The organism is Nocardioides halotolerans DSM 19273 (genome assembly GCF_000422805.1).
Taxonomy (GTDB): Bacteria; Actinomycetota; Actinomycetes; order Propionibacteriales; family Nocardioidaceae; genus Nocardioides; species Nocardioides halotolerans.
The window spans coordinates 782,919-807,987 of record NZ_KE383922.1 but is presented as its reverse complement, the minus strand read 5'-3'; the positions used below and the strand labels follow the sequence as shown (position 1 = coordinate 807,987).

Here is a 25,069-nt window from a genome sequence, read left to right as displayed (position 1 = left end):
GGCAACGTCGCGGTCACCCGAAGGGGTGGCGTGCTCACGACTATCGTCACGGCGTGGACGTCGAGGCGCTGCGGGCCCACTGCCTGGCCAAGCCGGGAGCATGGCCGGACTTCCCGTGGGAGGAGCACGACCACCCCGTCATCAAGGTCGGCGACGGCGCGCGCGGGAAGATCTTCGCCTTCCTGGGTGCCGAATCGGTGGGCGTCAAGGGCGGCGCGACCCGCGAGGTGGCCGACGAGTGGCTCGAGCGCTACCCCGGCGCCGCGACGGTGATGCGCTACCTCGGGCGCTCCGGCTGGAACACGCTCGCCTTCGACGGCATCCCCGACGACGACCTGCTCGACGCCGTCGACGAGTCCTACCGCCTCATCGTGGGCAAGCTGCCCAGGCGCGACCGGCCCGAGGGCTGGGACGCCGTCCGGGGGTGAGGTCCGGCCCGGGCCGGTCTGGAACGGCGGGCGCCGTTCCGGCGTTCCGGCCCGAACCGGCCGCGGCGCGTCCACGATGGGTCGGTGGACGGCGACACGACCGAGAGCACCGAGACCGAGCGCACCGAAGGCACCGAGCCCGATGCGGTCGACGAGCCGACGGAGGAGCAGGCGACGGCTGAGCCGGAGGACCGGATCACCTGCGAGCAGCTCGTCTCCTACCTGCGCCGGGCGCACTTCGACGGCACGCGGGGCCGTCGCGGCTACCACCGGGGCGAGGTCAACGCGTTCCTGCTCCGGCTCATCGAGGCCGTCGAGGCGGGGGAGCCCTTGGCCGACCCGGTGCGCCGGACGCACTTCACCCCCGTGCGGCTCGAGGACGGCTACGAGCCGGCGCAGGTCGACGACTTCCTGAAGGCCGTCGTCGACGTCGACCCGAACGCCGGCGCCGCTCGACCCGAGCTTGCCCGCAGCGGCCTGGTCGCCAAGCTGTTCGGCTGACCCGCCTCGTCGGGCTCAGCCGTCGTCTGAACGCCGCGCGGTGGCCCGGACGACGGTGAGGCCGACCAGCCGGGCGATGACCAGGGCGACGTAGAGGACCCCGGCCACCTGCTCCACCATCACGAGCGAGCGGGCGTGCGCGTCGACCGGCATCACGTCGGAGAGCCCGACGCTCGTCAGGTTGGTGAACGACAGGAACAGCAGGTTGAACCACTCCTGCTCCTGGCCGTCGCTCGCGAAGGACTGGGGCCACACCACCTGCGCGGCGGCGTAGACGTAGGCGAACGCCCAGGCGACGACGGTGAACGCGGCGCCGGTCGCGAACAGCTCGTCGCGGGTCACCTTGTCGTCGTGGAACAGGTAGCGGATCATCGCGTAGGAGACGTAGAAGTAGAACGGCGCGTGCACGCTCGCGGAGGTGAGCACGATCCAGTCGGTGTGCGGCCGGACGGCCTCGAGCACCGCGAACACCATCGCCGGCACCCCGAGCAGCAGCGCCACCCACGACAGCACCGGGGTCAGCCGGACCGCCGCGACCGCGACGAAGACCACGACCATCTGGACCACGCCGATCACCGCGCGGCCGCCCGTCGAGGAGTCGAGGAACGGGTAGGCGAGCACGACCAGCAGCTGCCCGGCCAGCAGCACGCCCGAGGGATGGGTGCGCAGCGTCCTGAGGACCCGGGTCACGAGCCGGTCTGCTTCTTCTTGGCGCGCGACTCGAGGGCCTTGGCCTGCTTGCGTTCCAGCCGCTGGAGCTCCGCGGCCACGATCTCGCGGCGGTTGGTGGCGACGCGGAGAAGGTTCAAGAGCGCGAGCGCGTTGATGATCAGCGGCCACGGAAAGGCGTCCAGCTGCAGACCCCCGTTGCTCTGGTCCCAGTTGACCGCGAACCAGATCGTCCACATGACCACGGCTGAGCCCACGAAACCGATGAACGCCCCGCGGCGGTCCTCGCGCCACCTGGCCTCCGCCCGCCGCTGGAGCTCGGAGGACGAGGCAGCGCTCAAGGGCACGGTCGCGGGCAGCAGCGGCCGGTCCAGCACCAGGTCGGCGACCAGCGGCGGCAGCTGGCCGAGCGTGCGGGCCGCGAGGGTGGCGGCGGTGCGCTCGTCGTACTCCTCCCGGTCGAGCCGGCCGTCGGCGAACGCCTCGGTCAAGACGCCGTGGATGACGTTGCGGTCGGCGTCGGAGGCCCGCAGCGGGGCGACCGCCGGGTCGCGCGGGTCGTGCTGGAACGACGCCCACACGTCACGCGAGCGCTCGACCACATCGCACACGATAGGACGCGCCACGCCTCACGTTGTGCCGGCGGGGTAACGCGGGAGGCGTGGCGCCGTTGGAACTGGGACAGCAGCTTCCCCAGCCCGGGTGGGGGATCAGCAGCGCGGACGTGGGTCGTTGGACCAAAACGAGAACACGTTCTATTCTGCGAAGCGGCCGTCGCACGATGGGGAGGTGGACGATGGCGTTCAGCGCTGTGTCGGTCCTCCGTGGCCCCGGCGAGATCGCCGCGATGGTCGTCGAGGTCACCAAGCGCATCCTCACGCGGCCCTTCCAGTTCCGCGAGTTCATCGAGCAGGCGTGGTTCATCACCAGCGTCACGCTGATGCCGACGATCCTGGTCTCGATCCCGTTCGGCGCGGTCATCTCACTCCAGGTCGGCAACCTGACCGGCCAGCTCGGGGCGCAGTCGTTCGCGGGGGCGACCGCGGTGCTCGCGACCGTCCGCGAGGCCGCCCCGATCGCGGCCGCCCTGATCATCGCCGGCGCCGCCGGGTCGGCGATCTGCTCCGACATGGGCGCCCGCAAGATCCGTGAGGAGATCGACGCCATGGAGGTCCTCGGCGTCGACCCGCTCGAGCGGCTCGTGGCGCCGCGCGTGGTGGCCACGATGTTCGTCGCCATGATGATCAACGGCATCGTCATCGCGGCCGGCATCGGCGGCGGCTACTTCTTCACCGTCATCGTGCAGGGTGGCTCGGCCGGGGCGTTCCTCGCGAACTTCACCGTCCTCGCGAGCCTGCCCGACCTCTACATCTCGATGGTCAAGGCGATCGTCTTCGGCTGGCTGGCCGCGATCGTCGGCGCCTACAAGGGCCTGAACGCCGGCGGCGGGCCTAGCGGCGTCGGCCGGGCGGTCAACGAGTCCGTGATCATCGCGTTCATGCTGCTGTTCTTCCTCAACGCGGTGATCACGGCCATCTACTTCCAGGTCGTCCCGCCCCCGGGGCTCTGAGGCGGCGACGTGGCGAGCATGGGCGCGATCGGCAGCGCGATCGGCAGCGCGATCGGCAGCGCGATCCTCCAGGGTCCGAGGAGGTCGCTGGAGCAGCGCGGCGACCAGCTGCTCTTCTACGTCAAGGCCCTCGCGTGGGCCCCGCGCGCGATCCGGCGCTACCCGCGCGAGATCCGCAACACGCTGGCCGAGATCACCTTCGGCGCCGGCGGGCTCACGCTGATCGGCGGCACGGTCGGCGTCATCGCGTTCCTCGCCTTCTTCGCCGGCACCGAGGTCGGCATCCAGGGCTACGCGTCGCTGAGCCAGATCGGGGTCGCGAAGTTCAGCGCCTTCATCTCGGCCTACTTCAACACCCGCGAGGTGGCGCCGCTGGTCTCCTCGATCGCGCTGGCCGCGACCGTCGGCTGCGGCTACACCGCCCGGCTGGGCGCGATGCGGATCTCGGAGGAGATCGACGCGCTCGAGGTGATGGGCGTCCCGTCGCTGCCGTTCCTGGTGACCACGCGCATGATCGCCGCCTTCATCGCCGTGATCCCGCTGTACGTCGTCGCGCTCTGCGCGTCGTACCTCTCGCCGCGACTGATCGTGACCCTCATCTACGGCCAGTCGCCGGGCACCTACGACCACTACTTCCTGCAGTTCCTGCCCCCGGTGGACATGCTGTGGTCGTTCGGCAAGCTGCTCTTCCTGGCGGTCTGCATCATCCTGATCCACTGCTACTACGGGTACACCGCCTCCGGCGGGCCCGCCGGTGTCGGCATGGCCGTGGGCCGGGCGATCCGCACCAGCATCGTCACCGTCGTCGTCGCCGACTTCTTCCTCAGCTTCGCCATCTGGGGCTCGACCACCACCGTCCGGATCACGGGCTAGGAGGGGTCGAGCGGTGCTGGTCAACATCCACCACGACAGCCGGCGGGAGCACGTCCGCCTGCTGGTGGCCGGCGTCGTCTTCCTCACCGTCATCGCCCTGCTGATCTGGTTGTCGGTCGCGGTCTACCAGAAGAAGTTCGACCGGGTCACGACCGTGACGATCCACGCCGACCGCGCCGGCCTGCAGCTCGCGCGCTTCGGCGACGTCCGCCTCAACGGCGTCCTGGTCGGGCAGGTGCGGTCGGTGGGCCAGGACGGCGAGCAGGCCGTCATCGAGGTCGCCCTCGAGCCCGAGGCCGCCGAGGAGATCCCCGAGAACGTCGGGGTGCAGATCATCCCGACCACCCTGTTCGGGCAGAAGTTCGTGTCGTTCGTGCGCCCCGCCGACCCCGTCGGCTCGCTCCAGGACGGCGACGTGATCCCCGCCGACCGCGTCGAGACCAACGTCGAGCTCAGCAAGATCCTCGCCGACCTGTTCCCCCTGCTGCGCGCCGTGCAGCCGGCCGAGCTCAACTACACGCTCAACGCGCTCGCGACCGCGCTGGAGGGTCGCGGCGAGCAGCTCGGCGAGACGCTCGACCAGCTCGACGTCTACCTCGGCGCGATCAGCGACAAGCTGCCGACCCTCAAGCAGGACCTCGTCTCGCTGGCCGACCTCGCCGACGTCTACGACCTCGCCGCGCCCGACCTGATCGCGGTGCTCGGCAACCTCACGGTCACCAGCAAGACCGTCATCGAGAAGGCCGGCGACCTCGACAGCTTCTTCTCCGACCTCGAGGGGCTGGCCGTCACCTCGACGCGCGTGCTCTCGGACAACGAGAAGAACCTGATCCGGGTCGGCCGGGTCTCCGAGCCCGTCCTCAAGCTGCTGGCGATCTACTCGCCCGAGTTCCCCTGCCTGATCGAGGGTGCCGCGAAGTACGCCCCGCGGCTCGCCGAGACCTTCGAGGGCAACCAGGTCAAGCAGTACATCGAGTTCGGCACCGCCCAGTACGACTCCTACCACCCCGACGACCGCCCGCTGTACGGCGAGGTCGGGCACGGCCCGTGGTGCGACGGGTTGCCGAACCCGAAGGTGCCGGCCGACCCCGTGTCGTTCATCGAGGGCTCGGACATCGACGAGCACCCGCCCACCAGCGACGTGCCGACCGTCATCTCGGGCGGTGCCCAGCGAGGCACGACCAGCGGGTACGCCGGCACCGACGCCGAGAAGGCGATCGTCAACGCGCTGCTCGCGGGTGAGACCGGCCGGGCCGCCGACTCCTACGGCTCGCTGGGCTCGCTGCTCTACGGCGCCGTCGTGCGTGGTGGCCAGCCGTGACCACGACGCAGGAGCGGCCCACGGCTGCGCGGGAGCCGGAGGCCGGGGCCGCGCGCCTCGGCAACCGGCGCAACGCGACCACGATCGCCGCGGGCATCAAGCTGCTGGTCTTCACCATCGTCTCGATCCTGGTGACGGGCCTGCTGGCCGTGATCATGGGCAACGTCGGCTTCGGCGACAGCCACGAGTACAAAGCGGTGTTCTCGAGCGCCTCGATGCTCGAGAAGGGCGACGACGTCCGGGTGGCCGGCGTCAGCGTCGGCGAGGTCAAGAAGGTCGAGCACTACCACCGCACGCAGGCCCTGGTGACCTTCCGGGTCGAGGCCGACGTCCCGCTCACGACCACCTCGCGCGCGGAGATCCGCTTCCTCAACCTGGTCGGCGACCGCTACCTCGCCCTGGAGGCCGGCGACGAGGCCGGAGACGCGCTGCCCGACGCGATGGACGAGCAGGGTGACGCCGTCGCCGAGCCGCCGACGACCGGCACCCGGCTCGACGACGGCGCGACGATCCCGGTGCAGCAGACCACGCCGGCGCTCGACCTCACGACGCTCTTCAACGGCTTCCAGCCGCTGTTCCAGGCGCTCGACCCGAAGCAGGTCAACGACCTCAGCCTCAACCTGGTGCGGGTGCTGCAGGGCGAGGGCGGGACGGTCCAGGACCTCCTCGCGAGCACCGCCTCCCTCACCAACAGCCTGGCCGACCGCGACCAGCTCATCGGGCAGGTGGTCGACAACCTGACCCAGACCCTCGACACCGTCGACCAGCGGCACCAGGAGCTCGACACCCTGGTGTCCGAGCTGCAGCGCTGGATGGGTGACCTGGCCCGCGACCGCACCACGATCGGCGGCTCGCTCGACAACATCTCCGACCTGACGGTCGTCGTCGCCGACCTGCTTCGCGAGGGCCGGCCGATCGTCAAGAGCGACGTGGTGAAGCTCAAGCGGCTCGCCAAGCTGCTGAACAAGCCCAGGAACCAGCAGCAGATCGTCGAGCTCCTCGACCGCCTGCCCGAGTCGATGACCGACCAGACCCGCACCGGCACCTACGGCTCCTGGTACAGCTACTACGTCTGCGGCTTCTCCGGTCGGATCACCCTGCCCGGCAACCTCGGCACCATCCCGGGCCTCCAGCAGGTCCTCGACGGCCTCGGCGACCTCAACTTCCACTCGACCGCGCCGCGCTGCAACGGCGCCGGCGAGACGCCGTACACCGGCCCGGACGGTGGTCAGCCGTGAGGCGCTACACCGAGCGGCAGCTGCTCCGCCTCGGTGCCATCACGCTGGTCGTGATGGCGCTGGTGATGGCCGCGGCGTTCAACCTCAGCAAGTTCCCGGGCTTCGGCGGGGACAGCTACCAGGCCTGGTTCGCCGACGCGAGCGGGCTGCACCGGGGCAACATGGTCCAGGTCGGCGGCATCCGCGCCGGCCGCGTGCAGGACGTCGCGCTCGAGGACGGCAAGGTGCTGGTCACCTTCGAGGTCGACCACGGCGTGGAGCTCGGCGAGGAGAGCAAGGCCAGCGTCGAGGTGCTCAACCTGCTGGGCGAGAAGTACCTCGACCTGACCCCGGCCGGCAGCGGCCGGCTCGACCAGGACACCCCGATCCCGGTGGAGCGGACCTCGTCGTCCTACGACATCGTCGGCGTCTTCGGCGACCTCACCGAGACCACCGAGCAGATCGACACCCAGCAGCTCGACAAGGCGCTCGACGTCGTCTCCGACACCGTCAACCGGTCCGCGCCCGAGATCCAGGCCAGCTTCGAGGGCATCGCCCGGCTCTCGGAGACCGTGGCCTCGCGCGACGCCCAGATCCAGCACCTGCTCCGGAGCTCGCGCGACGTGAGCACCCTGCTGGCCGACCGCAGCGCCGACCTCGTCGACCTCATGCAGAACAGCAGCCTGGTCTTCGAGGAGGTCGAGCGCCGCAAGCGGGCCATCCACCGGCTGCTGGTCAACGCCCGCGAGCTCGCCGTCGAGCTGCGCGGCGTCGCGACCGACAACCAGGGGCAGATCACGTCCGCGCTCCGCGAGGTCGACGACCTGCTCGACCTGCTCAACTCCAAGGACAAGGAGCTCAAGGCCACTCTCAACGCGCTCGGCCCGTACGCCTCGATCCTCGGCAACATCATCGGCACCGGCCCGTGGTTCGACGCCTACGCCGTCAACCTGGCCGCGATCCCCACGGGCGAGTTCCTGCCCGGGCCACCGGACTGACGCGATGAACGCCTTCCAGCGCGTGAGCCCCCGGGTCGCGATCGTCGTGGTCGCGACCATCCTCCTCGTCGCCACCCTGCTCGTCCTGCACCGGTCGGAGGCGAAGAAGACCGTGACCGCGCACTTCCCGCGCGCGGTCAGCGTCTACGAGGGCACCGACGTGCGGGTGCTGGGCGTGAACGTCGGCCGGGTCACCGCGGTCATCCCCGAGGGCAACTCGGTGCGCGTCGAGATGGAGTACGACGCCGACGTCGACCTGCCGAAGGACGCCCAGGCGGTGATCGTGACGCCGACGCTGGTGGCGGACCGCTTCGTGCAGCTCACCCCCGTCTACACCAGCGGCCCGACGCTGGCCAGCGGCGGCGACATCCCGCTGCCCGACTCCGCGGTGCCCGTCGAGCTCGATCGCATCTACGCCAGCATCCGCGACCTGGCGGAGGCGCTCGGGCCCAACGGCGTCAACAAGGACGGCTCCCTCAACCACCTGCTGGAGGCGGGTGCCGACGCGCTCGACGGGCAGGGCCGGCGGGGCAACGAGATGATCCGCCAGCTGTCGGCGGCCGCGGCGACGTTCGGAGAGGGCGCCGGCCCGCTGTTCGACACCGTGACCGAGCTGGCTCAGTTCACCGACACGCTGGCCACCAACGACACGCTGGTCCGGGCGTTCGTGCAGGACCTCGCGGGGGTCTCGGCGTCGCTCGCCTCGGAGCGCCGCGAGATCCAGAAGGCCCTGGCAGCCGTGGCCGACTCCGTCGGCACCGTGAAGACCTTCGTGCGCGACAACCGGCAGGCGCTGGTGACCGACGTGGAGAAGCTCACCCGGTTGATGAAGACCATCAACTCCGAGCGCGAGAGCATCGACACCGCCCTCGACGTCGCTCCAGTGGCGATCAACAACCTCACGCTCGCCTACAACCAGGAGTCCGGGACCATCGGCTCGCGCATCGGCATCCAGGGCCAGCTCTGGGACGCCGACGGCTTCCTCTGCGCGATCGTGCAGCAGTCCCAGATGCCCAAGGCCAGCAAGGACCTCGCCTGCACGATCTTCGAGCAGCTCCTCGAGCCGGTCGAGAACAACATCCCAGCCGTCCCGGGCTCGCCGAAGCAGTCCGGCGCGGTCGACGACGCCAGGGGCGCCGGCCGCGGCCAGGTGCCGCAGTCGGCCTCCCAGACCGCCGCCGAGACCCGCGCGCGCTACAGCTCCGACGAGACGCCCACCCTCGACGACCTGATGGGGGGCGGCTCATGAGCAGACTCGTGCGGGCCGTCGTGCTGCTCGTCGCAGGCGTGCTGCTGCTCACCTCGTGCCAGTTCGACGGCGCCTACGACCTGCCCCTGCCCGGCGGGCCGGTCGACGCCGACGACGCCATCACCGTGACCGCCGACTTCGACGACATCCTCAACGTCGTGCCGAAGTCGCCGGTCCTGGTCGACGACGTCACCGTCGGGGAGGTCACCGACGTCGAGCGCGTCGGGTGGCACGCCAAGGTCACCATGCTCGTCCGCAAGGACGTCGACCTGCCCGACAACGCCATCGCCGAGATCCGCCAGGTCAGCCTCCTCGGCGAGAAGTACGTCGCCCTGGAGCCGCCGCCCGAGGGCGCCGCACCCGACCGGCTCGGCGACGGCGACCACATCCCGCTGGCGGCCACCGGCCGCAACCCGGAGGTCGAGGAGGTGCTGGGTGCCCTGTCGTTCCTCCTCAGCGGGGGCGGCGTGGCCCAGCTCGGCACCATCACCGAGGAGCTCAACAAGGCGATGGACGGGCGCCAGGAGGACCTGCGCCACCTGCTGGGGTCGCTCACCGACGTGGTCGGGACCCTCGACGACCAGAAGGCGGACATCATCCGCGCGCTGGAGTCGGTCAACAACCTGACCGCCACCCTCAACCGCGAGAAGCAGACCGTGTCCGGCGCGCTCGACGTCGCCGGCCCGGCGGTCAGGGTGCTCGCCGACCAGCACGACGAGCTGATCGCGATGCTCTCGGCCCTCGACCGGCTCGGGGTGGTCGGCACCCGCGTCATCGGCGCCAGCAAGGACGACCTGCTGAGGTCGCTGGCCCACCTCCGGCCGGTGCTGTCGCGGCTGCGCGCTGCCGGCGACAAGCTCGCGCCCGGGCTCAACCTGATCCTCAGCTTCCCGTTCCCCAAGGAGGCTTCCGAGATCGTCCGTGGCGACTACGCCAACACCTCGATCCGCGCCGACATCAACCTCGAGAACTTCCTGCCGGCCGGCACCACGATCCCGAACCTGCCCCTCCCGGAGATCCCGACGCCCGACCTCCCGCCCGCCGGGCAGGTCGTCAGCGACGTCGTGAAGTGCCTGCGGACCCTCGACCTCACGAGCAAGGCGTGCCGCACCGTCCTCTCCGACGCGGACCTCCTCAGCTCGCTGAAGAAGAAGTGCCAGAAGGACAAGTGGCGGCCCAACCCGGTCTGCACGGTCCTCAACACGCTCCCGGACCTGCCGCTCGACGACCTCGGCGGCCTGCTCGGCGGCCTGCTGGGCGGCGGCCTGGTGCGCTCGACCCCCGAGCACGCCTCGACCCGCGCCCTCTACGGGGGCAACCCATGATCTCCGGCATCCGGGTCCGCATCGCGGCGTTCCTCGTGCTCAGCGCGGTCGGGATCGTCTACATCACCGCGTCCTACCTCGGGGTCGTCGACCGCGTGCTCGGGCGGGGGCTCACCGTCCACGCCACGCTGCCGACCTCCGGTGGCCTCTACGAGGGCAGCGAGGTCACCTACCGCGGCGTGAAGATCGGCAAGGTCAGCCGCATGGACGCCACCGCCGAGGGCGTGACGCTCGACCTGGCGCTGGAGGAGGGCACGCGGCTGCCGAAGGACTCCCCGATGTACGTGCACAACCTCTCGGCGGTGGGGGAGCAGTACCTCGACTTCGAGCCGCCCGACGACCGGCCGCCGTACGCCGAGGATGGCGACACGCTCCACGGCGACGCGGCGTCGCTGCCGGTCGACGAGGGCGCGCTCCTCGTCGAGCTCAACTCGTTCGTCGAGTCGGTCGACAAGCAGAAGCTCCGGACGCTGGTCCGCGAGCTCGGGACGATGTTCCACGAGACCGGTGAGCCGATGCAGCAGCTGCTCGACAACGGCACCCGGTTCATCGAGGAGGCGTCGGCGCACACGGCACAGACGCGGGCCCTGCTCGACGACGGGCTGACCGTGCTGCAGACCCAGGAGGGGGAGGGCGAGAACATCCGCGCCTTCTCCCGCGACCTGGCGCGCATCACCGAGTCGCTCAAGGACAGCGACGCCGACCTGCGCACGACGCTGTCCGAGACACCGGCCGCGGCGCGCGAGGTCGACCGGCTGTTCACCGACCTGGAGCCGACGCTGCCCGTGCTGCTGGCCAACGCGACCGGCGTCGGCCAGGTGGGCGTCATGCACCTCGCCGGGCTCGAGCAGCTCCTGGTGGTCTTCCCGCACGTGATCTCGAGCGGGTTCACCGGCACGCCCGGCGACGGCTACGGCCACGTCAACCTCCAGCTCGACCAGGAGGTGCAGCCGTGCACCCAGGGCTACAAGCCGCCCGACCAGTGGCGGCCGCCGTCCGACCTGTCCGACGGCCCGATCTTCCCGGCCAGGTGCACGGCCGGGCCGCCGTTCGTCCAGCGCGGGACGCCGTACTCCCCGGACGGCCGGCACGGCTCGCCGGGCGCGGCGTACCGCACCGGCTACGACCCCGCGTCCGGCATCATCGACGGCGTGGTCGACGCCCGCGGCAACCCCGTGCACCTCGGTGATCAGGGCAACCTGTCGGTCCTCGGCGACGACGCGTGGCAGTGGCTGCTGGTCGGCCCGGTGGTGGCGACTCCTTGAACCGCGTCGCCCTGAACGTCCTGCTCTACGTCGTGGTGATGGCGGCCGCGGCGCTGCTCGTGGTCGCCGCGGTGCGGGTGCTCGGCGGCGACCCCGGCCCCACCGCGCTCCCGGTGAAGGGTGTGACCGAGCTCGACGAGGCACCGAGGGCCGAGCAGGAGCGGTATGCCGACATCCTCGAGTCGGCGACGCAGGAGGCCACGGCGTTCCTCAACATCAGCTACACCGATGCGCAGACCGCGATCGACGCGGTGCTGGCCGGCGCGACCGGTGACTTCAAGGAGCAGTACGCCCAGGCCACCGAGGCGCTGGTCACGCTGCTGACCGACAACAAGTCGGTGCGCAAGGGCACGGTGCTGTGGACCGGCGTCGTCGCCCAGGACCCCGACTCCGCGACCGTCATCCTCGCGACCACCGGGACCGTCTCCAACAACCAGACCGGCAACCAGCCCAAGGCGGAGAACTACCGCATCCAGATGCAGCTCGTCTCCGAGAAGGGCAGGTGGCTGACCAGCGACCTGCAGTTCGTCCCGTGACCCGCAACGTCCCGCGCCGACCGACCTCCTCGCGCACCCCCGTCTCCCGCCCCCGCCGCGTCGCCGGCCAGGGGAGCGCCCCCACCCCTCCCGTTGACTCCGGACTTCAGCCGGTCGACTCCGGACTTCCGCCGGTCGACTCCGGACTTCCGCCGGTCGAGTCTCCAGATTCGACCGGCGAAACCCACGACTCAACCGGCGAAACCCCCGACTCAACCGGCGAAACCCACGACTCAACGGAGCGCGCGGGGCTGGCGGCGCTGTTCGACAGCAGGCGGGCCACGAGGGTGCTGGTCAGCCTGGTGGCGGTGCTGGCGCTGGTGGGCGGGGGCCTGTTCGCCTGGGACGCGCTGGGCGAGAACGACGTTGCCAAGCCGTCGCGGCAGCCGGTAGTGGTCGGCAGCGACGACGCCACGGGGGCGGTGGACGCTGCGGCCACGGCGGCCACGACGATCCTGACCCGCGACTGGGAGCACTACGACGAGCAGATCGACGAGGCCGTCGCGCTGATGACCGGCGGCTTCGCGAAGGACTTCCGCGCGAAGGCCGACGACGTGAAGCCGGGGTTCGTCGAGGCCAAGGTCGACCAGCAGGTGCGGGTGGTCGCGCAGGGAGTGGTGCACGCGACCCGCACCGAGGTGCAGGCGCTGCTGTTCATGAACTACTACGTGAGCAAGGACGGCGGCGACACCACCTACACGCCGTACCGCGTGCTGGTGACCGTGCTCCACACCGACCGCGGCTGGCTGGTCTCCGACATCGACACCAAGTAGCCGCGCGCCCCCGGGTGGCGGACGCTCCGGCGTTCGTGCAAAACTAGAACACGTTCCAGTCCGGGAAGGCAGGACGCGTGGAAGGATCGACGTCGTGAGCGCAGCCGGCACGGTCGTCGAGACCGACCTCCTGATCATCGGCGCCGGTCCCACGGGACTGTTCGCGACCTACTACGCCGGCTTCCGCGGTCATCGGGTCGCGGTCGTCGACTCGCTGCCCGAGCTCGGCGGCCAGATCACGGCGATGTATCCCGAGAAGCAGATCTTCGACGTCGCGGGCTTCCCGGCGGTCAAGGGCCGCGGCCTGGTCGAGGGGCTCGTCGAGCAGGCGGCGACCGCGAAGCCGGAGTACCTCCTCGACCGGACCGCCACCGGCCTGGTCCACGACGACGACGGCGTCACGGTGACCTGCGACGACGGCACCGAGATCCGCGCCGGGGCGGTGCTCATCACCGCGGGCATCGGGAAGTTCAGCCCGCGGCCGCTGCCCGCCGGCGACGGCTGGCTCGGGCGCGGCATGGAGTTCTTCGTGCCCAGCTTCGAGCCGTACGCCGGCAAGGACGTTGTGATCGTCGGCGGCGGCGACAGCGCTTTCGACTGGGCGCTCAACCTCCAGGGCATCGCGCGCAGCATCGCGCTGGTGCACCGCCGCGACGCCTTCCGGGCCCACGAGCGCACGGTGCAGCAGGTCATGGAGTCCGACGTCGAGATCATCACCAAGGCGCAGGTCACCGAGCTCGTCGGCGAGACCACGCTCGAGTCGGTCGTGATCGACGTGGACGGCGAGGCGGTCACCCGGCCCTGCCAGGCCCTCGTCGCCGCGCTCGGCTTCATCGCCGACCTCGGCCCGCTGCAGCAGTGGGGGCTCGAGGTCTCGAAGCGGCACATCATCGTGGACCCCTCGATGCGCACCAACCTGCCGCGTGTCTTCGCGGCCGGCGACATCACCGAGTACGCCGGCAAGTGCCGCCTCATCGCCGTCGGCTTCGGCGAGGCCGCCACCGCCGTCAACAACGCCACCGTCGCCATCGACCCGACAGCCCACGTGTTCCCCGGCCACTCGAGCGAAGGCTCCTAGACGAATGAGCGAGGCAACCACGCCATGAAGATCAAGGTCGACTACGACCTCTGCGAGTCCAACGCCCTCTGCGAGGCGATGGCCCCCGAGGTGTTCGAGCTCGACGACGACGACAACCTCTGGCTCAAGACGGAGGAGACCACCGACGAGAACATCGAGAACGTCAAGCGCGCGGTGGCGGCCTGCCCGCGCGCGGCGATCTCGCTGGTGGAGTGACGCGTGGCTGACGCCGACGGCGACCTCTCGCTCGACGGTCGGGTCGCGGTCGTCACGGGCGCCGGCGCCGGGCTCGGACGCGCCGAGGCCGTCGCCCTGGCGAGAGCCGGGGCGCGCGTCGTGCTCAACGACCTGCCCGGCGCCGCGGACGACGCCGCCGACGAGCTCAAGGGGCTCGGCGCCGAGGTCGCGATCGTCGAGGGCGACGTGGGGGAGCGGGCCACCGCCGACGCCATGCTGGCCGCGGCCGTCGAGGGGTTCGGCCGGCTCGACGTCGTGGTCAACAACGCCGGCATGACCCGCGACCGGATGCTGTTCAACCTCTCCGACGAGGAGTGGGACGACGTGATCCGGGTGCACCTGCGCGGCCACTTCCTGCTCTCGCGCAACGCGGCGTCGTACTGGCGCGAGCGGTCGAAGGCCGACGGGGCCCCGGTCTACGGCCGGATCGTCAACACCGCCTCCGAGGCGTTCCTGGGCGGGTCGCCCGGGCAGGCCAACTACGCCGCGGCGAAGGCCGGCATCGCCGCGCTCACGCTGTCCTCGGCACGCGGCCTGGGCCGGCTCGGCGTCCGCGCCAACGCGATCTGCCCCCGCGCCCGCACGGCGATGACCGCCGAGGTGTTCGGCGAGGACACCTCTGGTCAGGAGGTCGACCCCTACTCGCCGGAGCACGTGGCCCCGCTGGTCGCCTACCTCGCCTCGCCGGCAGCCGAGCGGATCACCGGGCAGGTGTTCGTGGTCTACGGCGGGATGGTCGCGCTCCTCGCCGCGCCCGTCGTCGAGCAGCGCTTCGACGCCTCGGGGGCCGTGTGGGACCTGCCCGACCTCGACCGCCAGGTCGGCGAGTTCTTCTCCGAGCGCGACCCCTCCGTCGGCTTCGCCGCCGACTCCGTGATGGCTCTGCAGCTCTCCAAGGACGGGGTCTGAGATGGATCGTCTCACCGGCAAGGTCGCGATCGTCACCGGCGGCGCGATGGGGCAGGGCGCCGGCATCGTCCGGGCCTACGTCGCGGAGGGCGCCCGGGTCGTCGTCGCCGACGTGGCCAAGGAGCAGGGGCAGGCGCTGGCCGACGAGCTCGGCCCGGCGGCGCACTTCGTCGACCACGACGTGAGCGACCCTGCCGCGTGGGCGACCCTGGTCGCCGACGCCAACGAGCGGTTCGGGCCCGTCGACGTGCTGGCCAACAACGCCGGCATCCTGCGCTTCGGCACCGTCGAGGCGATGCCGGTCGACGAGGTCGAGCTGCTGTGGCGGGTCAACCAGCTCGGCTGCTGGCTCGGCATGCAGGCCGTGGTGCCGACCATGAAGGCCCACGGCGGCGGCTCGATCATCAACGCCTCGTCGACCGAGGGCCTCGGCGGCATGGCCAACACCGTGGCCTACGGCGCCACCAAGTTCGCGATCCGCGGGATGACCAAGGGCGCCTCCCACGAGCTCGGCCCGTTCAACATCCGCGTCAACTCGGTGCACCCCGGCATGATCGACACCCCGATGACCCGCGTGCACGGGGGCGACCTCGCGATGGAGTACGGCGCCTCGAAGGTCCCGCTGCGCCGCGTCGGCCACCCGGAGGACGTCGCGCCGCTCTACGTGTTCCTGGGCAGCGACGAGTCGTCGTACGTCAACGGCGCGGAGATCGCGATCGACGGCGGCGTGACCGCCACCCACGCCTTCGGCGGCTGACCGTGGCGAACCAGCGCGCCCAGGTCGTGATGACCCACGACGAGATCGTCGAGTTCCTCCACCAGCAGCGGTCCTCGACCGTCGCGACGTACGGCCCGCAGGGCCAGATCCACCTCGTCGGCATGTGGTACGCCGTCAAGGACAACACCGTCTGGATCGAGACCAAGCGCAAGTCGCAGAAGGTCGTCAACCTCCGCCGCGACCCCCGCATGTCGTTCCTGGTCGAGGCCGGCCACACCTACGACCAGCTGCGCGGGGTCGCGCTGGAGGGCCGCGGGGTCGTGATCGAGGACGAGGACGTCGTCTGGGACGTCTGCGTCGACATCTTCAACCGCTACAACGGCGAGTACACCGAGGAGATGCGGCCCTTCGTCGAGTTCATGGCGAAGAACCGCGTCGTGGTCCGGCTGGACGTCGACCGCACGCGCTCGTGGGACCACCGCAAGCTCGGGCTGCCGGCCATGGAGCTCGGCGGGAGCACCGCGGCGTTCATCGAGTGAAGCCACGCTCCGTCGGACCGGCCCTCGTTCCTCGGGCCGCTCCGATCAGTCGCGCAGCAGCAGGTGGACGGCCTTCTCCATCTGCGCCGCGGTGTCGGCGGCGGAGGTGCGGCCGGTGACCCAGCCGACCAGCGTGGAGAGCCAGACGTCGCCGATCACGCGGGCGATCGCGACGTCGTCGTCGGTGAGCTCGGTCTGGCCGGGGTGCATGGCGCGGGTGAGCATGCGGGTGAGCAGCATGCCGACGGTGTGGATCTCGGCCTGCACCGAGGCGTCGGCGAACATGAACGCGCGGGTCAGCGCCTCCGCGAGGTGCGGGTCGCCCTGGAGGCCGCGGGTGGTCCGGCGCAGCACGTAGATGACCCGCTCGGACGCGGTGTCGCCCGGGATCGGCTTGTCGCCGAGCGAGGCGCTGGCGCGCTCGAACTCGCGACCGAGCGCGGACACGAGCAGGTGGATCTTGGAGGGGAAGTAGCGGTAGAGCGTGCCGAGGGCGACGTCGGCCTGCTCGGCGACCGCACGCATCTGGACGGCGTCGAACCCACCCTGGGTGGCCAGGGCGATGGTCGCGTCGAGGATCCTCTTGCGACGGTCGCGCTGGGCGGCGGACCCGAGATCCTCGACCGTCAAAGAGTTCGTGCTGCTCACGTGGAACCTTCCAGCAGGTGAGGTGCTCCGCCCCTCGTTGGGTCTGGTGTTTAGGCTATAACGAGTGGTCCATAATAGGAACACGTTCCAGTTTCACGCGTGTTCCAGGGATCATCTAGTACGTCGCAGGGCCGGCCCGCCGGATTCTGTTTCGGAGTCAAGGGAGGTCTGCCGTCGTGCGGATCGCGTTGCTGTCCTACCGCAGCAAGCCCCATTGCGGGGGCCAGGGCGTCTACATCCGCCACCTCAGCCGCGAGCTGGAGGCGCTCGGCCACAGCGTCGAGGTCTTCTCCGGCCAGCCCTACCCCGACCTCGACGGTGACGTGCGGCTGACGAAGGTCCCGAGCCTCGACCTCTATCGCGAGCCCGACCCGTTCCGGGTGCCGAAGCTGCGTGAGTTCCGCGACCGGATCGACGTCGAGGAGTTCCTCACGATGTGCGCGGCTGGGTTCCCGGAGCCCAAGACGTTCAGCAGCCGGGTGGCCCGCCTGCTCGCCGAGCGGGTCGACGACTTCGACGTCGTCCACGACAACCAGGTGCTGGGCTACGGGATGCTGGCGATCGAGGAGCTGGGGCTCCCGCTCGTGACCACCATCCACCACCCGATCACCTTCGACCGGCGCATCGACCTCGCCCAGACCCGCAACCCGTGGCGCAAGCTCACCCTCAGCCGCTGGTACGGCTTCCTGCGGATGCAGGGCCGCGTGGCCCGACGGGCGCGCAGGATCATGACGCCGTCGGAGACCTCCAAGCGCGACATCGCCAAGGACTTCGGCGTCGACCCCGCGCGCATGGAGGTCGTGCTGCTCGGGGTCGACGACACCTTCGTGCCCCCGACCGCGCCGCGCGTCGCGGGCCGGATCATGGCGATGGCGAGCGCCGACGCCCCCATGAAGGGCATCGCGACCCTGTTGGAGGCGTTCGCCAAGCTCCGCACCGAGCGCGACGTCGAGCTGATCCTGGTCACCCAGCCCAAGCCGGGCGGCCGCACCGAGCAACTGATCGACAAGCTGTCGATCACCGACTCGGTCCGCTTCGTCAACGGCATCAGCGACCCCGAGCTGTGCGAGCTGATGGGCTCGGCCGAGATCGCCTGCGTACCGAGCCTCTACGAGGGGTTCTCGCTGCCGACCGCCGAGCTGATGGCCTGCGCCACGCCGCTCATCGTCTCGCGGGCCGGCGCCATCCCCGAGGTCGTCGGTCCCGACGGCTACTGCGCCGACCTCGTCACGCCCGGTGACGTCGGCGAGCTCGAGGCCGCCCTCGCGGCGCTGCTCGACGACCCCGAGCGCCGGGCGCGCTACGGCGCCAACGGCCGCCGCCGGGTCGAGGAGCTGTTCAGCTGGCGCGCGGTGGCGGCGAAGGTCGCCGCCGTCTACGAGGAGACGATCGCCGACTACCGGGCCGAGCGCGCGGGTCGCGGCGCGAAGCCGAAGGGCAAGGAGACAGCGCGTGCTGACCGTTGACTTCGAGCGCCTGGGCCTGCGCCCGGGCGACCGGGTGCTCGACATGGGGTGCGGCGCGGGGCGTCACGCCTTCGAGATGTACCGCCGCGGCGCCGACGTGGTGGCGTTCGACATGGACGCCGACGAGCTCGCCGGCGTCAGCGACCTGTTCCACGCGATGAAGCAGGCCGGCGAGGTGCCCGCGGGCGCCGAGGCCGACGTCAAGCAGGGTGACGCGCTCCAGCTGCCCTTCGCCGACGGCGAGTTCGACCGGGTCGTCGCCGCGGAGGTGCTCGAGCACATCCACGCCGACGTCGACGCCATCAAGGAGCTGGTCCGCGTGCTCCGCCCGGGCGGCACCCTCGCCGTCTCGGTGCCGCGGTGGCTGCCCGAGGTCGTCAACTGGAAGCTCTCCGACGACTACCACCACGCCGAGGGCGGCCACATCCGCATCTACACCGACCACGAGCTGGTCGACAAGGTCACCAAGGCGGGCCGGCTCAACGACGGCACGCCCGGTGACGCCATGGTCTTCGAGGGCAAGGCCTACGCGCACGGCCTGCACTCGCCGTACTGGTGGATCAAGTGCGCGGTGGGTGTCGACAACGACGGGCACCCGCTCGCCCGCGCCTACCACCGGCTCCTGGTCTGGGAGATCATGAAGCAGCCGAAGGTCCTGCAGCTGGCCGGCAAGGTGCTCGACCCGCTGATCGGCAAGAGCCTGGTGCTCTACTTCCGCAAGCCCGAGGGCGGGCCGGCCGCGTGACGAACCTCGCCCGCGTGCCCTACGTCGACGGCGTGCTGTCCGCGGCGCAGGTCGCGCAGAGCGCGGCGTCGATCGCGGCGATGCAGGAGCCCTGCGGTGCGGTGCCGTGGAGCGTCGGCGAGCACGTCGACATCTGGAACCACGTCGAGGCCGCGATGGCGATGCTGGTCGGCGGCGAGGTCGAGGCCGCCGAGGCGGCGTACGCCTGGGTCCCGACCCTCCAGCACCCCGACGGCTCATGGCCGATGAAGATCGTCGGCGGGGTCGCCGACGACAGCCGCCCCGACGTGAACATGTCGGCGTACTTCGCGGTCGGCCTGTGGCACCACTGGCTGGTCCGCCGCGACCTGCGGTTCCTGCACCGCTACTGGCCCTCGGTCCGCGCAGGCCTCGACTGGGTGGTCTCCCAGCAGCTGCCGTTCGGCGGGATCCGCTACACCCCGAGCGAGGAGTTCGCGCTGCTGACCGGCTCGTCCTCGATCTACCACTCGCTGCGCGCGGGGGTCGCGCTGGCCGAGCTGCTCGACGACCCCCAGCCCGAGTGGGAGCTGGCCGGCGGCCGCCTCGGTCACGCCGTGCGCGAGCACCGCGACCTGTTCGAGGACAAGGCGACCTACTCCATGGACTGGTACTACCCGGTGCTCGGCGGCGCGGTGCGCGGCCGGGCGGCCTACGACCTCCTGGAGGCGCGCTGGGACGAGTTCGTGGTGCCCGGGCTCGGCATCCGCTGCGTCCACACCAACCCGTGGGTCACCGGCGCGGAGACCTGCGAGCTCGCCATGGCCCTCGACACGATCGGTGACCACCGGCGCGCGCTGGCCCTGCTGAAGGACATGCAGCACCTGCGCGAGTCCGACGGCCGCTACTGGACCGGGTGGGTCTACGACGACGGCGAGCCGCACGACGGCGAGCCGCGCGACGTGCACTGGCCGGTCGAGCACACGACCTACACCGCCGCGGCGGTGATCCTGGCGGTCGACGCGCTCGGCGAGGTCGCCGGTCACAGCACCGCGGGGTCCGGGATCATGCGCGGCACCTCGCTCGGCCCGCACTTCGGCGAGCTGGCGCTCGAGTGTGGTTGCTCAGGCGAGCGGGTCTCCGGCCTCACCGGCCACGCGTCGTAGCACCCGCATCGAGCCGAGGGCCTCGACCTCCTCGAAGCTGCCGCCCTCCAGCGCGCGCAGGAACACGTGGTAGGGCGGCTGGCCTCCGTCGGCCGGGTCGGGGAAGACGTCGTGGATGACCAGCATGCCGCCGTTCATCAGCCACGGTGCCCAGCCCGTGTAGTCGTTCTGGGCGTGCTCCTCGGCGTGCCCACCGTCGATGAACAGCAGTGACAGGGGAGTGCGCCAGAGCGCGCTCACCGTCGTGCTGCGGCCGACGATCGCGACCACGCGATCCTCGAGGCCGGCGCGCGCGATGGTGCGCCGGAAGACCGGCAGCGTGTCCATGAGGCCGAGCTCGTCGTCGACGAGCGAGGCGTCGTGGTGCTCCCAGCCCGCCTGGTTCTCCTCGGACCCCCGGTGGTGGTCGACGGTCAGCACGACCGCCTCGGGGGTGCCGACCTCGCGGGCCGCCGCGCCGAGGTAGATCGCCGACTTGCCGCAGTAGGTGCCGACCTCGAGCACCGGCCCGTGGGGGAGGCGCTCGCGCGCCCACCGGTGCAGCAGCAGCCCCTCGTCCTCGGGCATGAACCCCTTGGCGTCGAGCGCGTGCTGCAGCAGGTCTGCTGGCATGGGCGGGGGCATGTCCGGCACAGGCGGATTCTAGTAGAGTTAGAACACGTTCTAGTTCGCCGCTGAGGGGTTGCATGTCGATCGGGATCTCCGAGGAGCACGTCGAGCTCGCGCGCAGCCTGCGCGAGTGGGCGGCGTCGCTGGGTGGGCGCGAGGCGGCCCGGGCCGCCGACGGCGAGGCCGAGGTGGGCTTCGGCGACACGTGGAAGGCGTGCGTCGAGATGGGCACGGCGACGATCGCGCTGCCCGAGGCGTACGGCGGCGGTGGCGGCTCGGTGCTCGACCAGGCGGTCGCGCTCGAGGCGTGCGCCCACGAGCTGGTCCCCGGCCCGCTCCTCTCGACGGCGGTCGCGGCCGTCGTCGCGCCGTCGTCCGAGATCGGCGACGGGGCCGCGGTGGCCGTGGTGCACGGCTCGGGCGTCGCGGGCGACCTCGCCGGCGCCACCCACGTCCTGGGCGCCGAGGGGCTGACGCCGCTCGAGGGCGCCGAGCCGGCGCTCGGGATCGACCTGACCCGGCGGCACGGCACCGTCGCGGCGGGTCCGGCCGAGCCGCGCGACCTCGTCCGGCGCACGACGGTGACGCTCGCGGCCGCCGAGGCGGCGGGCGTCGCGCGCTGGTGCCTGGAGACGGCCGTCGACTACGCCAAGGTCCGCGAGCAGTTCGGCCAGAAGATCGGCGCCTTCCAGGCGGTCAAGCACCTGTGCGCGGAGATGCTGGAGACCTCGGAGGCGGTGACGGCGGCCGCCTGGGACGCGGCCGCAGCGGCCGACGGCGCCCGGAGCAGTCAGGGCGACGACGAGCAGTGGGCCCACGCCGCCGACGTCGCGCAGGTGACCTGCTTCGACGGCGCGGTGTCCGTGGCCAAGTCGTGCATCCAGGTGCTGGGCGGCATCGGGTTCACCTACGAGCACGACGCCCACCTCTACCTACGCCGGGCCCTGGCGCTGCGCGCGCTGGTGGGCGACGCCGACGCGGCCGCGCTGCGGCTGACCGCGCGCTCGGTCGACGGCGTGCGCCGCAGGGTCGAGGTCGACCTCGAGGGCCGCGACGGGCCGGTGCGGCCCGGAGTGCGCGAGGTCGCCGAGCGCATCGGCGCGCTGCCCGAGGAGGAGCGTCGGGGGGCGTTGGTCGAGGCGGGCTACCTCACGCCGCACTGGCCGGCGCCGTACGGCCTCGACGCCGACGCCGTCACCCAGATCGTGATCGACGAGGAGCTGGCGCGCGCCGGCGTGAGCCGCCCCGACATCGTGATCGCCGGGTGGGCGCTCCCGACGATCCTCGAGCACGGGAACGACGCGCAGCGCGAGCGGTTCGTGACGCCGTCGCTGCGCGGCGAGCTGGTCTGGTGCCAGCTGTTCTCCGAGCCGGGGTCCGGCTCCGACCTCGCCTCGCTCCGCACCCGCGCGGAGCGGGTCGACGGCGGCTGGAGGCTGACCGGGCAGAAGGTGTGGACGTCGGTCGCCCAGCGTGCCGACTGGGGCATCTGCCTGGCGCGCACCGACCCGGACGTCCCGCAGCACCGCGGCATCTCCTACTTCCTGGTCGACATGAGGTCGGAGGGCCTCGACGTCAGGCCGCTCCGCGAGATCACCGGCGAGGCCCTCTTCAACGAGGTGTTCCTCGACGAGGTGTTCGTCCCCGACGACTGCCTGGTCGGCGAGCTCGGCGACGGCTGGAGGCTCGCCCGGACCACGCTGGCCAACGAGCGGGTGGCGATGGCCACCACCCGGCTCTCGAAGTCGACGGAGCGTGCGGTGACCCTCGCGAGCGACCTCGACCTGACCGAGGCGCAGCGCGTGAGGATCGGGCGCGCGGTCGCGCTCTCGACGATCTGCTCGCTGCTCGGCGTGCGCACGACGTTGCGCTCGCTCGCGGGCCGCGGCCCGGGGGCCGAGTCGTCGGTGGCGAAGCTGCTCGGCGTCCGCAACCGTCAGGACGGCGCCGAGCTCGTCGTCGAGCTGCAGGGCGACGCGCTGCTGGCGCCGTCGGAGCAGCTGCTCAAGGACCAGTGGGAGCTGCTCAACACCCGCTGCCTGTCGATCGCGGGCGGGACCACGCAGATCCTGCGCAACGTCGCGGGCGAGCGGATCCTCGGGCTGCCGCGCCTCAGACGCGGGTGAGCACGCGCCGGGCGCGCCGGCGACGCTTGAGCGCGCGGGCGCGGCGGATCGTGCGGAGCGAGTCCTCGTCGAGCGGCGGCCGCCACCGCGTGGCGGCCCGGTCGGGCGATGCGAAGGGGGCCATGGACGCAAGCCTCCTCCTCCCGACCGACACCGCGCATCGGGATTTCACCCCAGGCCGACCCTGAGGTGCCCCGGGCTCACGTGCTCAGGCGGAGGTCGAGGTGCGCTCGCGGCGGTACTGGTTCCAGTGCCAGTGGAGATAGCGGTCGATGGCCCGCACGATGTGCCCCGAGCGGATGGACGGGAAGACGTCGAAGGCGTGCTGGGCGCCGGGCAGCTCGGCGTAGACCACCGTGCGCTTGGAGACCTGACGCAGCCGGGCCACGAACTGGCGGGCCTGGTCGACGGGGACGAGGGTGTCGTGGGCGCCGTGGACGACGAAGAAGTCAGGCGCGTCGGGGGTGATCCGCAGGATCGGGCTGGCGTGCTCGAAGACGTCGGGGTCCTCGTCCCACGTCTTCTGCATCACCCGGCGCGCCAGGAACAGGTCGCGCAGCTTGATCGCGGCTTTGGTGCCGGTCGAGCCCGCCATGTCGTAGACGCCGTAGTGCGGGATCGCGAGCTGGACGGAGGTGTCGGCGTCCTCGAACCCCGGCTGCCACTCCGGCGTGTTCGGCGTGAGCGCGGTCAGCGCCGTGAGGTGCCCGCCGGCCGATCCGCCGGTGATCGCGATGTAGTCGGGGTCGCCGCCGTAGGAGGCGATGTTGTCCCGGATCCAGTGGATGGCCTTCTTGATGTCGATCGCGTGCGCCGGCCACGGGTCGCGCGGGGCGAGGCGGTAGTTGATCGCGACGCAGACCCAGCCCTTGGCCGCGAGGTGCTGCATGAGCGGGATGCCCTGCTCCTCCTTCTGGCCGAGGATCCACGCCCCGCCGTGCACCTGCAGGAGCACCGGGGCGTTCTCGGTCGGCTCGACCGGGCGGTAGACGTCGAGGAGGTTGCGCCGGCCGGCCGGCCCGTAGGGGATGTTCCGCTCGACCTCGATCGGGACGGCGGGGCGGCGGAAGGTGCGGAACGGGTTGACCAGCGTGCGCCACTGGGTCTTGAGGTCGGCCGGGGTCGGGAGCTCGTCGAGCTGGTCCTGGTAGTCCTCGCCGAGCGCCTGGGAGAGCGCCTCCTCGGCGCGCTGCTGGTCACGCCGGGCGAGGTCGATGAGGTAGACGAGGCCGGCCGCGGTCGCGCCGGCCAGGGCGAGCGCGACCGGGTCACGGCGCTTGCCGGTCAGGTGGGCGGCGGTGTCGCCCGCGGTGACCGCCAGCCAGTGCGGTGCCAGCTCGTTGGTGATCCAGCCGGCGAAGAACGCCGGGACGCCCGCGCGGAAGCCGGGGAGCGGGCGGACCGCGTTGGCGGTGAGAGCGGCGTAGAAGAGCGTCCGTCGGCGAAATGACACGCGTCAAACCTACCGGCGGGTCACTTCATGCCGAAGCCCGTGTGACGCGGTTCTCGGCCGACGCGACGCCCAGCCAGGTGTGGTGGTTGTGCTCCCAGCACCAGCCCAGGTGCGGTGCCCGCGCCGAGATCCACAGCGCCGGCACCCGGCGGTCGGACCCGCGCGAGGCACCCGTGTGGAAGCACTTGTTCTTCTCCAGGGCTGCGGGCACCGCGTGGAGGAAGGCGATCCCCTCCTCCATCGTGAGCATGGTCCGGCCTCGGCCGGCGATGGACGTCGCCGCGTCGGCCGGGCTGACGCCGCAGAGGTCCTCGCCGCGCTCGACCCGCACCACGGCGTACACCGGGTCGTGGGGGACCTCGACCACCGGGCCGAAGGTGTCGACATCGGCGAAGTGCGCGCTCAGCGTGCCCGCGCGCCCGGCGAGACGGAGCATCGGCACCCGCTGCGAGACCGGCAGCACCGACGGCCCTGGCACCAGCACGAACGACGCGTGCGCCGGCTCGCTGGCGACCTCGTCGCCCAGCCGGTCGCGCAGCGGGTCGAGCAGGGCCTTCGCCTCCGCCCGCAGGTGATCGGGGTAGCCCAGGCCCACGAGCACCTCGGCTTGGCGGGCCAGCTCGTCATCGAGAAGCACGTCTCCTCAACGCGGGCCGGGCGGGCGAAGTTCCGCGCGAGACGGGTCGGCACGT

The 25,069-nt window shown here is 71.4% G+C and carries 28 protein-coding genes; 21 read left to right on the top strand and 7 right to left on the bottom strand.

Going from position 1 to position 25,069, the window contains the following annotated elements; all coding sequences use genetic code 11:
- Positions 1-53 precede the first annotated feature (53 nt).
- Both G514_RS0114590 and G514_RS0114585 read left to right on the top strand, forming a co-directional pair.
- Positions 54-428, top strand: coding sequence for an MmcQ/YjbR family DNA-binding protein (locus G514_RS0114590; protein WP_028652360.1), 375 nt, complete (start codon positions 54-56; stop codon positions 426-428).
- An 84-nt stretch (positions 429-512) separates the two neighbouring features.
- On the top strand, positions 513-929 hold the full coding sequence (locus G514_RS0114585) for a DivIVA domain-containing protein (RefSeq protein ID WP_028652359.1): 417 nt from the start codon (positions 513-515) through the stop codon (positions 927-929).
- Positions 930-944: 15 nt separating this feature from the next.
- Here G514_RS0114585 and G514_RS26860 read toward each other — a convergent pair whose 3' ends face one another.
- Together G514_RS26860 and G514_RS29315 are read right to left on the bottom strand one after the other, a co-directional pair.
- Positions 945-1,619 carry an ion channel gene (locus G514_RS26860; protein WP_036564704.1) on the bottom strand — a complete coding sequence of 225 codons (675 nt, stop codon included), beginning with the start codon at positions 1,617-1,619 and terminating at the stop codon, positions 945-947.
- On the bottom strand, positions 1,616-2,200 hold the full coding sequence (locus G514_RS29315; protein WP_051247461.1) for a DUF1707 SHOCT-like domain-containing protein: 585 nt from the start codon (positions 2,198-2,200) through the stop codon (positions 1,616-1,618). The genes G514_RS26860 and G514_RS29315 overlap by 4 nt, the downstream gene beginning before the upstream one ends.
- A gap of 194 nt (positions 2,201-2,394) precedes the next feature.
- Between G514_RS29315 and G514_RS0114570 the strand changes: the two genes are divergently transcribed.
- The 15 genes from G514_RS0114570 to G514_RS0114500 all read left to right on the top strand — a co-directional run bounded on the left by G514_RS0114570 (position 2,395) and on the right by G514_RS0114500 (position 16,206).
- Positions 2,395-3,168: an MlaE family ABC transporter permease gene (locus G514_RS0114570; protein ID WP_028652358.1), complete on the top strand. Its 774-nt coding sequence runs from the start codon at positions 2,395-2,397 to the stop codon at positions 3,166-3,168.
- 18 nt (positions 3,169-3,186) lie between these two features.
- Positions 3,187-4,041: an MlaE family ABC transporter permease gene (locus G514_RS0114565; protein ID WP_036564703.1), complete on the top strand. Its 855-nt coding sequence runs from the start codon at positions 3,187-3,189 to the stop codon at positions 4,039-4,041.
- A gap of 13 nt (positions 4,042-4,054) precedes the next feature.
- Complete coding sequence (locus G514_RS0114560) at positions 4,055-5,362, top strand: MCE family protein (protein ID WP_051247460.1); 1,308 nt, start codon at positions 4,055-4,057, stop codon at positions 5,360-5,362.
- Positions 5,359-6,600: an MCE family protein gene (locus tag G514_RS26850; protein WP_245582212.1), complete on the top strand. Its 1,242-nt coding sequence runs from the start codon at positions 5,359-5,361 to the stop codon at positions 6,598-6,600. The genes G514_RS0114560 and G514_RS26850 overlap by 4 nt, the downstream gene beginning before the upstream one ends.
- The gene (locus G514_RS0114550) at positions 6,597-7,577 is read left to right on the top strand and encodes an MCE family protein (RefSeq protein ID WP_028652355.1); all 981 of its coding nucleotides are present in this window, start codon (positions 6,597-6,599) and stop codon (positions 7,575-7,577) included. Before G514_RS26850 ends, G514_RS0114550 begins: the two co-directional genes overlap by 4 nt.
- Before the next feature lie 4 nt (positions 7,578-7,581).
- Positions 7,582-8,826, top strand: a complete 1,245-nt coding sequence (locus G514_RS26845; RefSeq protein ID WP_051247459.1) for an MCE family protein — start codon at positions 7,582-7,584, stop codon at positions 8,824-8,826.
- A complete protein-coding gene (locus G514_RS26840) occupies positions 8,823-10,151 on the top strand; it encodes an MCE family protein (protein ID WP_051247458.1) in 1,329 nt (442 codons plus the stop codon). The genes G514_RS26845 and G514_RS26840 overlap by 4 nt, the downstream gene beginning before the upstream one ends.
- A complete protein-coding gene (locus G514_RS0114535) occupies positions 10,148-11,416 on the top strand; it encodes an MlaD family protein (protein WP_028652354.1) in 1,269 nt (422 codons plus the stop codon). The genes G514_RS26840 and G514_RS0114535 overlap by 4 nt, the downstream gene beginning before the upstream one ends.
- Complete coding sequence (locus G514_RS26835) at positions 11,413-11,952, top strand: hypothetical protein (protein WP_051247457.1); 540 nt, start codon at positions 11,413-11,415, stop codon at positions 11,950-11,952. Before G514_RS0114535 ends, G514_RS26835 begins: the two co-directional genes overlap by 4 nt.
- Before the next feature lie 287 nt (positions 11,953-12,239).
- On the top strand, positions 12,240-12,725 hold the full coding sequence (locus G514_RS0114525; RefSeq protein WP_028652353.1) for a hypothetical protein: 486 nt from the start codon (positions 12,240-12,242) through the stop codon (positions 12,723-12,725).
- A 94-nt stretch (positions 12,726-12,819) separates the two neighbouring features.
- A complete protein-coding gene (locus G514_RS0114520; RefSeq protein WP_028652352.1) occupies positions 12,820-13,803 on the top strand; it encodes an NAD(P)/FAD-dependent oxidoreductase in 984 nt (327 codons plus the stop codon).
- Positions 13,804-13,827: 24 nt separating this feature from the next.
- Positions 13,828-14,019, top strand: coding sequence for a ferredoxin (locus G514_RS30345; protein ID WP_028652351.1), 192 nt, complete (start codon positions 13,828-13,830; stop codon positions 14,017-14,019).
- A 3-nt stretch (positions 14,020-14,022) separates the two neighbouring features.
- Positions 14,023-14,949: a 3-oxoacyl-ACP reductase gene (locus G514_RS0114510; RefSeq protein ID WP_028652350.1), complete on the top strand. Its 927-nt coding sequence runs from the start codon at positions 14,023-14,025 to the stop codon at positions 14,947-14,949.
- A 1-nt stretch (position 14,950) separates the two neighbouring features.
- Positions 14,951-15,706 carry an SDR family NAD(P)-dependent oxidoreductase gene (locus tag G514_RS0114505; protein WP_028652349.1) on the top strand — a complete coding sequence of 252 codons (756 nt, stop codon included), beginning with the start codon at positions 14,951-14,953 and terminating at the stop codon, positions 15,704-15,706.
- A gap of 2 nt (positions 15,707-15,708) precedes the next feature.
- Positions 15,709-16,206: a pyridoxamine 5'-phosphate oxidase family protein gene (locus tag G514_RS0114500; RefSeq protein WP_028652348.1), complete on the top strand. Its 498-nt coding sequence runs from the start codon at positions 15,709-15,711 to the stop codon at positions 16,204-16,206.
- 45 nt (positions 16,207-16,251) lie between these two features.
- Here the strand turns inward: G514_RS0114500 and G514_RS0114495 are convergent, their stop codons facing one another.
- A complete protein-coding gene (locus tag G514_RS0114495) occupies positions 16,252-16,854 on the bottom strand; it encodes a TetR family transcriptional regulator (RefSeq protein WP_028652347.1) in 603 nt (200 codons plus the stop codon).
- Between the two features lie 176 nt (positions 16,855-17,030).
- Here G514_RS0114495 and G514_RS26830 point away from each other — a divergent pair, with 176 nt between their 5' ends.
- The 3 genes from G514_RS26830 to G514_RS0114480 are packed head-to-tail and all read left to right on the top strand — an operon-like array spanning position 17,031 to position 20,189.
- Positions 17,031-18,320: a glycosyltransferase family 4 protein gene (locus G514_RS26830; RefSeq protein ID WP_051247456.1), complete on the top strand. Its 1,290-nt coding sequence runs from the start codon at positions 17,031-17,033 to the stop codon at positions 18,318-18,320.
- Positions 18,307-19,065: a class I SAM-dependent methyltransferase gene (locus tag G514_RS0114485; protein ID WP_028652346.1), complete on the top strand. Its 759-nt coding sequence runs from the start codon at positions 18,307-18,309 to the stop codon at positions 19,063-19,065. Before G514_RS26830 ends, G514_RS0114485 begins: the two co-directional genes overlap by 14 nt.
- Positions 19,062-20,189: a prenyltransferase/squalene oxidase repeat-containing protein gene (locus G514_RS0114480; protein WP_028652345.1), complete on the top strand. Its 1,128-nt coding sequence runs from the start codon at positions 19,062-19,064 to the stop codon at positions 20,187-20,189. Before G514_RS0114485 ends, G514_RS0114480 begins: the two co-directional genes overlap by 4 nt.
- On the opposite strand, the gene G514_RS0114475 is transcribed toward G514_RS0114480, so the two are convergent.
- On the bottom strand, positions 20,148-20,813 hold the full coding sequence (locus tag G514_RS0114475) for a class I SAM-dependent methyltransferase (RefSeq protein WP_036564702.1): 666 nt from the start codon (positions 20,811-20,813) through the stop codon (positions 20,148-20,150). The two genes, G514_RS0114480 and G514_RS0114475, sit on opposite strands and share 42 nt — an antisense overlap.
- Positions 20,814-20,875: 62 nt before the next feature.
- Here G514_RS0114475 and G514_RS0114470 point away from each other — a divergent pair, with 62 nt between their 5' ends.
- On the top strand, positions 20,876-22,924 hold the full coding sequence (locus tag G514_RS0114470) for an acyl-CoA dehydrogenase family protein (RefSeq protein ID WP_028652343.1): 2,049 nt from the start codon (positions 20,876-20,878) through the stop codon (positions 22,922-22,924).
- Here G514_RS0114470 and G514_RS30340 read toward each other — a convergent pair.
- From G514_RS30340 to G514_RS0114455, 3 genes are all read right to left on the bottom strand, one after another.
- Positions 22,911-23,048 carry a hypothetical protein gene (locus tag G514_RS30340; RefSeq protein WP_157544800.1) on the bottom strand — a complete coding sequence of 46 codons (138 nt, stop codon included), beginning with the start codon at positions 23,046-23,048 and terminating at the stop codon, positions 22,911-22,913. The genes G514_RS0114470 and G514_RS30340 overlap by 14 nt on opposite strands.
- Positions 23,049-23,132: 84 nt before the next feature.
- Complete coding sequence (locus G514_RS0114460; RefSeq protein ID WP_028652342.1) at positions 23,133-24,377, bottom strand: alpha/beta hydrolase; 1,245 nt, start codon at positions 24,375-24,377, stop codon at positions 23,133-23,135.
- Positions 24,378-24,402: 25 nt separating this feature from the next.
- A complete protein-coding gene (locus tag G514_RS0114455) occupies positions 24,403-25,014 on the bottom strand; it encodes a DUF5701 family protein (protein ID WP_028652341.1) in 612 nt (203 codons plus the stop codon).
- Positions 25,015-25,069 lie beyond the last annotated feature (55 nt).

Excerpts from the sequence above, each read along its gene's own strand:
- G514_RS30340 (WP_157544800.1), bottom strand. The coding sequence starts at position 23,048 with ATGGCCCCCTTCGCATCGCCCGACCGGGCCGCCACGCGGTGGCGGCCG.
- G514_RS26840 (WP_051247458.1), top strand. The coding sequence starts at position 8,823 with ATGAGCAGACTCGTGCGGGCCGTCGTGCTGCTCGTCGCAGGCGTGCTG.
- G514_RS0114535 (WP_028652354.1), top strand. The coding sequence starts at position 10,148 with ATGATCTCCGGCATCCGGGTCCGCATCGCGGCGTTCCTCGTGCTCAGC.
- G514_RS0114470 (WP_028652343.1), top strand. The coding sequence starts at position 20,876 with ATGTCGATCGGGATCTCCGAGGAGCACGTCGAGCTCGCGCGCAGCCTG.
- G514_RS26845 (WP_051247459.1), top strand. The coding sequence starts at position 7,582 with ATGAACGCCTTCCAGCGCGTGAGCCCCCGGGTCGCGATCGTCGTGGTC.
- G514_RS0114475 (WP_036564702.1), bottom strand. The coding sequence starts at position 20,813 with ATGCCCCCGCCCATGCCAGCAGACCTGCTGCAGCACGCGCTCGACGCC.
- G514_RS0114565 (WP_036564703.1), top strand. The coding sequence starts at position 3,187 with ATGGGCGCGATCGGCAGCGCGATCGGCAGCGCGATCGGCAGCGCGATC.
- G514_RS0114505 (WP_028652349.1), top strand. The coding sequence starts at position 14,951 with ATGGATCGTCTCACCGGCAAGGTCGCGATCGTCACCGGCGGCGCGATG.
- G514_RS30345 (WP_028652351.1), top strand. The coding sequence starts at position 13,828 with ATGAAGATCAAGGTCGACTACGACCTCTGCGAGTCCAACGCCCTCTGC.
- G514_RS0114570 (WP_028652358.1), top strand. The coding sequence starts at position 2,395 with ATGGCGTTCAGCGCTGTGTCGGTCCTCCGTGGCCCCGGCGAGATCGCC.